This is a genomic window from Pseudomonas sp. 50_B (assembly GCF_017491625.1).
GTDB classification, from domain to species: Bacteria; Pseudomonadota; Gammaproteobacteria; order Pseudomonadales; family Pseudomonadaceae; genus Aquipseudomonas; species Aquipseudomonas danubii.
In genome coordinates, this window is sequence record NZ_JAFGYX010000046.1 from 1 (window position 1) to 10,520 (window position 10,520).

Genomic DNA, 10,520 nt, shown 5'->3' on the forward strand with positions numbered 1-10,520 from the left:
GTTGTGACGCTGCAGCATTCGTTTCTGACGTTTTCGCCGCACCGGCACTGGTGGCCGCCGCGTTTTTTGAGGACTCTGCGGCTGCGGCACTTTTTTCCGCTTCAGTGGCCTTTGCTGATGCCGCTTCTGCGCCGGAGGACGCTTCCTGAGCTGACGATGCAGCCTGTCCGGCGGACGTGCTGGCGGCGCGTGCTGAGTCAGTTGCATCAGTCACAAGGGCCGCGACCTGAGCAGCTGATGCACTGGCATCGCCGGCTGATTTCTTCGCGTCTGCCGTACTCTGTGCCACCACGGACGCGTTACGCGCCACCTCTTCCACCATCAGTTCAAGACGACGCAGCACCTCCGGCCGGGCATCATCCTCCGTCATGGCACAGAGAAAATCATTCAGCGTCCCCGGTTGTGAATCTTCATACACGGTGATGGTCCCGGCGTGCGATGGTGGAAAACCGTCAACCTGCAGGATGACACTGTACTGACCGTACTCCACATCCATGCTGTAACGCCCGGCTTCATCCGGATTCTCTGAGCCCACCGTGTTCACCACCACCGTGGTGCTGTTACGTCTGGCTTTCAGCTGAATGGTGCAGTTCTGTACCGGTTTTCCTGTGCCGTCTTTCAGGACTCCTGAAATCTTTACTGCCATATTCACCCCACAAAAAAGCCCACCGGTTCCGGCGGGCTGTCATAACACTGTGTTACCTGGCTAATCAGAATTTATAACCGACCCCAACGATGAATCCGTCAGTACGCCAGTCGCCACTGCCGGAGCCTTCATAAGCAATATCAACAACGACGGACGCTGCCGGATTAATCTGTATACCTGCACTCCACGCCACTGAGGTATGCCGCATTGCACTTTCGTCCCTGGCAGTGGTCGTCTCTTTCATATACCCGGGAGTGATTTCCGTCTTACGGTAATCCATTGTACTGCCGGACCACCGACTGTGAGCCACTCCGGCCATGGCGTACGCACTGACCTGCTTACTGATTTGTAAAACCGGTCCGGCCATCACGCTCACATAACGTCCACGCAGGCTCTCATAGTGAAACGTATCCTCCCCGGTCATCACTGTGCTGCTCTTTTTCGACGCGGCGAACCCCAGGGAAGCCATCACCCCCACACTGTCCGTCAGCTCATAACGGTACTTCACGTTAATCCCTTTCAGATGACTCACACCGGTATCCCCGCCCGACAACGACGGCAATGTACCCGGTTTCACTTGAAAATAGCCCACCGTAAACGTACCATGTCCACCTTCCGCACGGGCCGGAGTGACTGTCACCGCAAGTGCGGCAAAGACAGCAACGGCAATACACACATTACGCATCGTTCACCTCTCACTGTTTTATAATAAAACGCCCGTTCCCGGACGAACCTCTGTAACACACTCAGACCACGCTGATGCCCAGCGCCTGTTTCTTAATCACCATAACCTGCACATCGCTGGCAAACGTATACGGCGGAATATCTGCCGAATGCCGTGTGGACGTAAGCGTGAACGTCAGGATCACGTTTCCCCGACCCGCTGGCATGTCAACAATACGGGAGAACACCTGTACCGCCTCGTTCGCCGCGCCATCATAAATCACCGCACCGTTCATCAGTACTTTCAGATAACACATCGAATACGTTGTCCTGCCGCTGACAGTACGCTTACTTCCGCGAAACGTCAGCGGAAGCACCACTATCTGGCGATCAAAAGGATGGTCATCGGTCACGGTGACAGTACGGGTACCTGACGGCCAGTCCACACTGCTTTCACGCTGGCGCGGAAAAGCCGCGCTCGCCGCCTTTACAATGTCCCCGACGATTTTTTCCGCCCTCAGCGTACCGTTTATCGTACAGTTTTCAGCTATCGTCACATTACTGAGCGTCCCGGAGTTCGCATTCACACTGCCACTGATATCCGCATTTTTAGCGGTCAGCTTTCCGTCCGGTGTCAGGGAAAAGGCCGGAGGATTGCCGCCGCTGGTAATGGTGGGGGCCGTCAGGCGCTTCAGGAACACGTCGTTCATGAATATCTGGTTGCCCTGCGCCACAAACATCGGCGTTTCATTCCCGTTTGCCGGGTCAATAAATGCGATACGATTGGCGGCAACCAGAAACTGGCTCAGTTTGCCTTCCTCCGTGTCCTCCATGCTGAGGCCAATACCCGCGACATAATGTTTGCCGTCTTTGGTCTGCTCAATTTTGACAGCCCACATGGCATTCCACTTATCACTGGCATCCTTCCACTCTTTCGAAAACTCCTCCAGTCTGCTGGCGTTATCCTCCGTCAGCTCGACTTTTTCCAGCAGCTCCTTGCCGAGATGGGATTCGGTTATCTTGCCTTTGAAAAAATCCAGGTAACCTTCCGCATCATCGCTCGCCCGACCGACGGCCTCCACGAATGCCGATTTGCCAACGGTGTTCACACTGCGGATATAAAAGTAATAATCATGGCCCGGTTTGATATTGATACTGGCGGCTATCCAGTACAGCGCCGTACCAAGATAACGCGTGCTGGTTTCAACCTGTCTGATATCCGCAATCTGCTTTTCCGAGAACCAGAACTCAAACTGTACCGTCGGGTCATAAACGGCAAGATGCGGCGTGGCGGTTATCTGAAAATAGCCCGGCGTCAGCTCAATCCTCGACGGTGCTGCCGGTGCGGCAATCCGGAACGATACCGACGCCGGATCGCCCTGCTGCCCCCACGCATTTACCGCCCGGACTGTCAGCCTGTAGTTCCCCAGCGCCAGTTGCGTGAAGCGGTATGTGGTTTCCGTCGTCCGGGCCGTGCTGACCAGCCGCTCACTGCCGTCGTCCGCTGTTACGGTCAGACGGAGCAGGAAACTCACGCCCTTCACCACCTTCGGTGTGTCCCATCGCGCCAGCACCTGATATTCCCCGCTGTCTGCAGTGACTTCTGCGGTCAGGTGCTGCACCGCTGGCGGCGTGACACCATTCACCGTGCCACTCTGTTCGCCGTCAAAGTGCGCCCCGTTATCCACGATGGCCTCTTTTTCCGGCACATGCTGCACGGCGGTGATGGCATACGTGCCGTCGTCGTTCTCACGGATACTCACGCAGCGGAACAGTCGCTGGCGCAGCGTCGGCAGCTTCAGCTCCCATACGCTGTATTCAGCAACACCGTCAGGAACACGGCTCACTTTTACCTTCACGCCGTCGGTGACGGACTGAACCTCCACGCTGACCGGATTGCCACTTCCGTCAACCAGGCTTATCAGCGCGGTACCGGAGGATGGCAGCGTGATTTCACGGTCGAGCGTCAGCGTCCGGGTCTGGCTGTTCACCGCCAGCACACGACCACCGGTGCTGATACCGGCATAGTCATCATCGCAGATTTCAATAACATCGCCCGGTACATGGCGAAGCCCTTCTGCGCCGACGCTGAAATCCACGGTCTGCGTTTCCAGCAGTTCTGTTTTAATCAGCCACAGCCCGGCGCGGTGTGCCTGCCCCCGGCTGGTACAGCCAAAGGCATCCATCTTCGTAACATTACGACCGTAACGGGCAATGGCCTGCGTATCTTCAACAAGCTCTGTCGCCGTCTCCCAGCCGTTGTTCGGGTCAATCCAGTTCACCTCAACGGCATTATGGCGGTCCTTCAGGGCGCTGAAGCTGTAGCGGAACGGCGCGCCATCATCCGGCATCACCACATTACTGCGGTTATAGGTCCACGTCTTATCCGACGGTCGGTCCTGCACGAACGTCAGCGTCTGCCCGTTCCATACCGGCATACAGCGCATCGCCGAGCAGAAATCGCTGAGCACATCCCACGCCTTACGCTGTGTGGTCAGGTACGCATTACAGGTGATGCGCGGCTCCGTGCCGCCAAAGCCGTCCGGCACTGACTGGTCGCAGTACTGGCCGATGACATACAGCGCCCATTTATCCACATCCGCCGCACCAAGACGTTTCCCCATGCCGTAGCGCGGATGGGTCAGCATATCCCACAGACACCAGGCCATGTTGTTGCTGTATGCCGGTTTAAACGTTCCGTCCCAGATACCGCTGTATTGCCGCGTCTGCGGGTTATAGTTCGACGGCACCTGCAGAATACGCCCGCGCAGATGATAATTACGGCTCACCTGCTGGCTGCCGAACTGCTCCGAGTCCACCTGCACGCCGACCAGTGCCGTGTTCGGGTAGCACTGTTTCACATCGATGATTTCAGTGTATGACGACCAGAGCGTTTTGTTCTGCAGCTGGTCTGTGGTGCTGTCCGGCGTCATCCTGCGCATCCGGATATTAAACGGGCGCGGCGGCAGGTTACCCATCACCACCGAGGCCAGATACTGCGAGGTGGTTTTGCCCTTAATGGTGATGTCTTTTTCCGTCACCCAGCCACCGTTACGTTGTATCTGAACCAGCAGGCGGACTTCCGACGGATTCCTGTCACCCTTTGAGGTGGTTTCCACCAGTGCCTGTACACCGAAGGTAAAGCGCAGACGGTCGATGTTTGCAGACGTAATGGTGCGGGTGATCGGCGTGTCATATTTCACTTCCGTACCCAGCACCGTCTCGGAGCCGGAGGATTCAAATCCCTCCGGCGGAGTCTGCTCCTGCTCACCAGCCCGGAACACCACCGTGACACCGGATATGTTGGTATTCCCCTCAGTGTCCAGCACCGGCGTACTGTTCAGCAGCACGCTTTTTAAGCCATCCACCGGACCTTCAATCGGCCCTTCGCTGATGGCATCGATCACACTCAGCAACTGCGTGGACTTCAGGTTGTCCTTCGCTTCGCGCGGGGTATGCCCCTTACTGCTTCCTTTACCCATTCCTCACGCTCCATAAATGACAAAACCGCCCGCAGGCGGTTTCACATAAAACATTTTGCATCAGCGACCAATCACCACAACCTGACCACCGTCCCCTTCGTCTGCCGTGCTGATCTCCTGAGAAACCACGCGTGACCCCACGCGCATTTCCCCGTACAGAACAGGCAGAACATTGCCCTGGGCAACCATGTTATCCAGTGAGGAGAAATAGGTGTTCTGCTTACCGTTATCCGTTGTCTGTATACGGGGAGTTCTGGCTTTCGGTGCCAGCATCTGCGCCACACCACCGAGCACCATACTGGCACCGAGAGAAAACAGGATGCCGGTCATACCACCGGCCCCAATGGCTGCCCCCCATGCTGCAAGGGTGGCTCCGGCGGTAAAGAATGATCCGGCAATGGCGGCAGCCCCCAGGACAATCTGGAATACGCCACCTGACTTGGCCCCGGCGACTCTGGGAACAATATGAATTACAGCGCCATCAGGCAGAGTCTCATGTAACTGCGCCGTTAACCCGGACGTGCTGACGTCCCGCCCGGCAATCCGTACCTGATACCAGCCGTCGCTCAGTTTCTGACGAAACGCCGGGAGCTGTGTGGCCAGTGCCCGGATGGCTTCAGCCCCCGTTTTCACACGAAGGTCGATGCGGCGACCAAATCGTTGTAAATCCCCGTAAAGGCAGATGCGCGCCATGCCCGGTGACGCCAGAGGGAGTGTGTGCGTCGCTGCCATTTGTCGGTGTACCTCTCTCGTTTGCTCAGTTGTTCAGGAATATGGTGCAGCAGCTCGCCGTCGCCGCAGTAAATTGCGGCGTGATTCGGCACTGATGAACCAAAACAGCACAGCAGCACATCGCCCGGCTGTGCCGCTGACAACGGCACCTGATACAGCCCCGTCGCCTCCAGATTATCCAGATAGAGATTCTGGCCGTTACGCCACCAGTCATCCTCACGATGAAAGTCCGGCATCTCAATCCCCGCCAGATGATAAGCATCCCGGAACAGTGTGTAACAGTCCGTCACACCGTGCTCAAAGCGCCGCCCGGTGAGATGCGGCACACAGCGGAACTTATGAATCGTCCCCCGGCAGACCAGCCACCACGGCAAATCACTCTGCACCTGCAGCCGCCGGTCGGCCTCACTCAGCCAGGGCAGACCACCGGGGTGGCTGTGGACCAGCGCCACAATCTCACCCTGCATTTCTGCCTGCAGCCAGTCTTCCGGCGACATACGGAAATACGCCTCCGGCTCACCGGAGATATTCACGCAGGGGAAATATCTTTCCCCCTCCGGCGTGCTTACCACGAAGCCGCACGACTCCGCTGGCGCACATCGCCGGGCGTGCGCCAGAATCGCTGATTCTGTCTGTGTCATGGGATTTACTGCGAAAGTTTGTTAATGGAAAGGAAGCCGCCAAAGTTGCCGACGTTATTGCGGAACTTACAACCGCTCAGGCATTTGCTGCATTTATCCTTCGTGATATCGGACGTTGGCTGGTCATATTCATCCGCGACAGCCGGACCGCTATAACCGCACTCGTCACCGCGATAGGTCCAGGTGCAGGTGTTGGCCAGCATGATACGTCCCGGAAAAACAGCGCCATCCGTTTCCGTCGGCGTGGACAGTACAAAGGAGGCACTCACCGCGCTCAGTTCGCTGCACTGCTCAATGCGCCAGCGGCTGATCACCTCCTGCTCCGGATCGGCGTAACTGTTTCCGTTGACGAAGTTCACCGCATCCAGAAAACGGGCGTAAACCTTACGCCGGACCACCGTTCCGCCGACCAGACTCTGCATATCTTCCGCCATCCCGGTGACCATACCGTACAGGTTAGAAACCGTCAGCGTGGGGCGCGTACTGGTGCCTTTGCCATTCAGTTCAAAACCGCTCCCCTGAATGGGATACGGCTGATACTGTCGCCCCTGCCAGGTGACCGGCTCACCTTTTTCGTTCTGCTCATTACAGAAAAAATAACGTTCTCCACCGACCTCTGTCAGGTCGATTTCCCAGAGCACCACGCTGGCCGACTGCTCCGCACGGGTGCATTCATTCAGTGTTTCCTGCCGGATATCCTGCATCAGTTCACCACCTGTTCAAACTCTGCGCTGAACTCAACACGCAGCATACTGACCCGCGACGACCATTTTGCGCAGGTCACCTTTATCTGCCGCCACTCATAAGGCGGCGTCCACAGAAAGGATTTCCAGCCCCCGTGCTCTTCCAGAAACGACTCCAGTACCGTGGCCTCCTCACGGGGGACAGAAAGCGTCACGCTGTACGTTTTCAGGTTGGCATTCAGCCCGGCAGGCGCTCGCTGAGAATAGCCATCACCAAAGCGCACCTTTCTTACAGAAGGGACCGAAGCCACATCCATACCGGGTTTCACTTTCCAGCGGAAGGTCTTCATCGTCCACCTCCGGAGAACAGGCCACCATCACGCATCTGTGTCTGAATTTCATCACGGGCACCCTTGCGGGCCATGTCATACACCGCCTTCAGAGCAGCCGGACCTATCTGCCCGTTCGTGCCGTCGTTGTTAATCACCACATGGTTATTCTGCTCAAACGTCCCGGACGCCTGCGACCGGCTGTCTGCCATGCTGCCCGGTGTACCGACATAACCGCCGGTGGCATAGCCGCGCATCAGCCGGTAAAGATTCCCCACGCCAATCCGGCTGGTTGCCTCCTTCGTGAAGACAAACTCACCACGGTGAACAATCCCCGCTGGCTCATATTTGCCGCCGGTTCCCGTAAATCCTCCGGTTGCAAAATGGAATTTCGCCGCAGCGGCCTGAATGGCTGTACCGCCTGACGCGGATGCGCCGCCACCAACAGCCCCGCCAATGGCGCTGCCGATACTCCCGACAATCCCCACCATTGCCTGCTTAAGCAGAATTTCTGTCATCATGGACAGCACGGAACGGGTGAAGCTGCGCCAGTTCTGCTCACTGCCGGTCAGCATCGCCGCCATATTCTGTGCAATACCATCAAAGGTCTGCGTGGCTGCACTTTTTACCTGCGACATACTGTCCGTGGCGCTCTCTTCCCACTCACTCCAGCCGGACTTCAGGCCTGCCATCCAGTTCCCGCGAAGCTGGTCTTCAGCCGCCCAGGTCTTTTTCTGCTCTGACATGACGTTATTCAGCGCCAGCGGATTATCGCCATACTGTTCCTTCAGGCGCTGTTCCGTGGCTTCCCGTTCTGCCTGCCGGTCAGTCAGCCCCCGGCTTTTCGCATCAATGGCGGCCCGTTTTGCCCGTTGCTGCTGTGCGAATTTATCCGCCTGCTGCGCCAGCGCGTTCAGGCGCTCCTGATACGTAACCTTGTCGCCAAGTGCAGCCAGCTGGCGTTTGTACTCCAGCGTCTCATCTTTATGCGCCAGCAGGGATTTCTCCTGTGCAGACAGCTGGCGACGTTGCGCCGCCTCCTCCAGTACCGCGAACTGACTCTCCGCCTTCCACAAATCCCGGCGCTGCTGGCTGATTTTCTCATTTGCTCCGGCATGCTTCTCCAGCGTCCGGAGTTCTGCCTGAAGCGTCAGCAGGGCAGCATGAGCACTGTCTTCCTGACGATCGCCCGCAGACACCTTCACGCTGGACTGTTTCGGCTTTTTCAGCGTCGCTTCATAATCCTTTTTCGCCGCCGCCATCAGCGTGTTGTAATCCGCCTGCAGGATTTTCCCGTCTTTCAGTGCCTTGTTCAGTTCTTCCTGACGGGCGGTATATTTCTCCAGCGGCGTCTGCAGCCGTTCGTAAGCCTTCTGCGCCTCTTCGGTATATTTCAGCCGTGACGCTTCGGTATCGCTCTGCTGCTGCGCATTTTTGTCCTGTTGAGTCTGCTGCTCAGCCTTCTTTCGGGCGGCTTCAAGCGCAAGACGGGCCTTTTCACGATCATCCCAGTAACGCGCCCGCGCTTCATCGTTAACAAAATAATCATCCTTGCGCAGATTCCAGATGTCGTCTGCTTTCTTATACGCAGCCTCTGCCTTAATCAGCATCTCCTGCGCGGTATCAGGACGACCAATATCCAGCACCGCATCCCACATGGATTTGAATGCCCGCGCAGTCCTGTCTGCCCAGGTCTCCAGCGTGCCCATGTTCTCTTTCAGGCGGCGGGTCTGGTCATCAAACCCTTTCGTTGCGGCCTCGTTCGCCGCCTGCAATGCCCCGGCTTCATCGCCGGAACGCTGCAACTGAGCAACATACGCAATCTGCTCCGCCGACACGTTATGGAACTGGCGAGCCATCGCCGTCAGCCCCGACGTCGGGTCTGTGGTCAGCTTCCCGAAGGCTTCAGCGACCTTGTCCACCTCCACGCCGGATGCAGAGGAGAAACGCGCCACACTCTGGCTGATGGACGCAATCTGAGCCTCACCGCTTACCCCCGCCTTAACCAGTGCGCTGAGTGACTCGCTGGTCTGGTTAAACGTCAGCCCTGCCGCCTGCCCGGCTCTGGACAGGACCAGCATACGATCTGCCGTCAGTCCCGCCTGATTGCCGGAAAGGACCAGCGTTTTGTTGAAATCGGACAGGGTTGAGTTGCCCTGATACCAGGCATACGCCAGCGCACCGGTCGCCACCGCCAGCGAGGTGGCCCCCACCATCGGCAGGGTGATCGCACCGGCAAGCCCCCTGAACATGGGGATCATCCCGCCGAAGGAGTCCTTCACCTGCCCCCCCTGTTGCAGCAGGATCAGCCACGGACTTTGCCCGCCTGCAAGCTGCGTGGCCACGTCGGTGAACTGTGCAGGCAGCATACGCATGGCGGCTTTATACTGCCCGACGGAAATCCCCGCTTTCTGTGCAGCCAGCGCCTGTCGGCTCAGCGACTGTTCAACGACTGCCGCTGTTTTTTTCGCATCACTTTCCGTACCAGAAAAATGACGCCTGACTCTGGCCATCTGCTCGTCAAATCTGGCCGCATCCAGACTCAAATCAACGACCAGATCGCCTACCGGTTCAGCCATACCGGACTCCTCCTGCGATCCCTTCTGATACTGTCATCAGCATTACGTCATCCTCCGTCATGTCCGCCACATCCGGGGAAGCGGGGATAACTTCATTCCCGTCCGGGCCAAAGCGGACACCTCCGGCAAGCCCTGCCGCTTTCTGCATCAGCACATCATCTTCAGGCTCTTCGTCAGCCTCGCGCCGGTTCAGCAGACTGAAATCCAGCGGATGCATATCCGGATCGCTGAAAAACAGGCTGAGCACGGTGTACGTCAGCCCGGAAAAGTGCATATCCAGCAGAACATCATGAAAATAATGGGTACTGTAAAAGCGGTGCCAGTCGGCATACTCCGTGGATGACATCCCGGCAAGCATGGCACGCCAGTCGGGTCGCCCCATCTCACGCGCCAGTTTCAGGGCAAAACTCAGCTCACCGTCGAACACTTTCCCGCAGAAACAGGCTCTGCGGGCCCGGCGTCCTCTGTCTGTTCAGGGGCATTATTCACCACAAACTCATACATACCAGACAGCCGGTACACCACGTTTTCAGCATGAGAAATTGCCTCCGTGGGCCAGGTGGTAAGCACTTCCTGCTCAATCTGTTTAACGGCTTCATTCATGGACGGCATCTGCGTCTTCTGCGGATGGTTATGCCACAGGGACATCGCCACCAGAAACGCGCCGGTTCTGATGGCGTCTTCCACAGTAAACTTCCGGTTGCTGTCTGACTCCGCCTGTTCTGCCTGCCGTTTCATCAGGGCGAGATGCTCAATGCGCTGCAG

10 protein-coding genes are annotated in these 10,520 nt (G+C 57.4%); all 10 read right to left on the bottom strand.

The window, feature by feature from the left end:
* Positions 1 to 646: prophage tail fiber N-terminal domain-containing protein (locus J5M73_RS30530; protein ID WP_179288447.1), on the bottom strand; the 646-nt coding region annotated here is incomplete at its 3' end.
* 64 nt (positions 647 to 710) lie between these two features.
* Positions 711 to 1,331: an outer membrane beta-barrel protein Lom gene (gene lom, locus J5M73_RS30535; RefSeq protein ID WP_001246632.1), complete on the bottom strand. Its 621-nt coding sequence runs from the start codon at positions 1,329 to 1,331 to the stop codon at positions 711 to 713.
* Positions 1,332 to 1,392: 61 nt separating this feature from the next.
* Entirely contained in the window at positions 1,393 to 4,791 is a 3,399-nt protein-coding gene (locus J5M73_RS30540) for a host specificity protein J (protein ID WP_000515495.1), read from the bottom strand.
* Positions 4,792 to 4,851: 60 nt separating this feature from the next.
* Complete coding sequence (locus J5M73_RS30545) at positions 4,852 to 5,424, bottom strand: tail assembly protein (protein ID WP_001407644.1); 573 nt, start codon at positions 5,422 to 5,424, stop codon at positions 4,852 to 4,854.
* Entirely contained in the window at positions 5,421 to 6,164 is a 744-nt protein-coding gene (locus J5M73_RS30550; RefSeq protein WP_000194780.1) for a C40 family peptidase, read from the bottom strand. The genes J5M73_RS30545 and J5M73_RS30550 overlap by 4 nt, the downstream gene beginning before the upstream one ends.
* 5 nt (positions 6,165 to 6,169) lie before the next feature.
* A complete protein-coding gene (locus tag J5M73_RS30555) occupies positions 6,170 to 6,868 on the bottom strand; it encodes a phage minor tail protein L (protein ID WP_001152639.1) in 699 nt (232 codons plus the stop codon).
* Positions 6,868 to 7,197: a phage tail protein gene (locus J5M73_RS30560; protein ID WP_000847379.1), complete on the bottom strand. Its 330-nt coding sequence runs from the start codon at positions 7,195 to 7,197 to the stop codon at positions 6,868 to 6,870. The genes J5M73_RS30555 and J5M73_RS30560 overlap by 1 nt, the downstream gene beginning before the upstream one ends.
* On the bottom strand, positions 7,194 to 9,755 hold the full coding sequence (locus tag J5M73_RS30565; RefSeq protein ID WP_000840207.1) for a phage tail tape measure protein: 2,562 nt from the start codon (positions 9,753 to 9,755) through the stop codon (positions 7,194 to 7,196). Before J5M73_RS30565 ends, J5M73_RS30560 begins: the two co-directional genes overlap by 4 nt.
* Complete coding sequence (locus J5M73_RS30570) at positions 9,748 to 10,182, bottom strand: phage tail assembly protein T (RefSeq protein ID WP_000459457.1); 435 nt, start codon at positions 10,180 to 10,182, stop codon at positions 9,748 to 9,750. Before J5M73_RS30570 ends, J5M73_RS30565 begins: the two co-directional genes overlap by 8 nt.
* The coding region (locus J5M73_RS30575) for a phage minor tail protein G (protein ID WP_207816826.1) at positions 10,164 to 10,520 on the bottom strand (357 nt) is incomplete at its 5' end. The genes J5M73_RS30575 and J5M73_RS30570, both read right to left, overlap by 19 nt.

Coding starts and splice junctions, on each gene's coding strand:
- lom (WP_001246632.1), bottom strand. CDS start 1,331: ATGCGTAATGTGTGTATTGCCGTTGCTGTCTTTGCCGCACTTGCGGTG.
- J5M73_RS30540 (WP_000515495.1), bottom strand. CDS start 4,791: ATGGGTAAAGGAAGCAGTAAGGGGCATACCCCGCGCGAAGCGAAGGAC.
- J5M73_RS30550 (WP_000194780.1), bottom strand. CDS start 6,164: ATGACACAGACAGAATCAGCGATTCTGGCGCACGCCCGGCGATGTGCG.
- J5M73_RS30555 (WP_001152639.1), bottom strand. CDS start 6,868: ATGCAGGATATCCGGCAGGAAACACTGAATGAATGCACCCGTGCGGAG.
- J5M73_RS30560 (WP_000847379.1), bottom strand. CDS start 7,197: ATGAAGACCTTCCGCTGGAAAGTGAAACCCGGTATGGATGTGGCTTCG.
- J5M73_RS30565 (WP_000840207.1), bottom strand. CDS start 9,755: ATGGCTGAACCGGTAGGCGATCTGGTCGTTGATTTGAGTCTGGATGCG.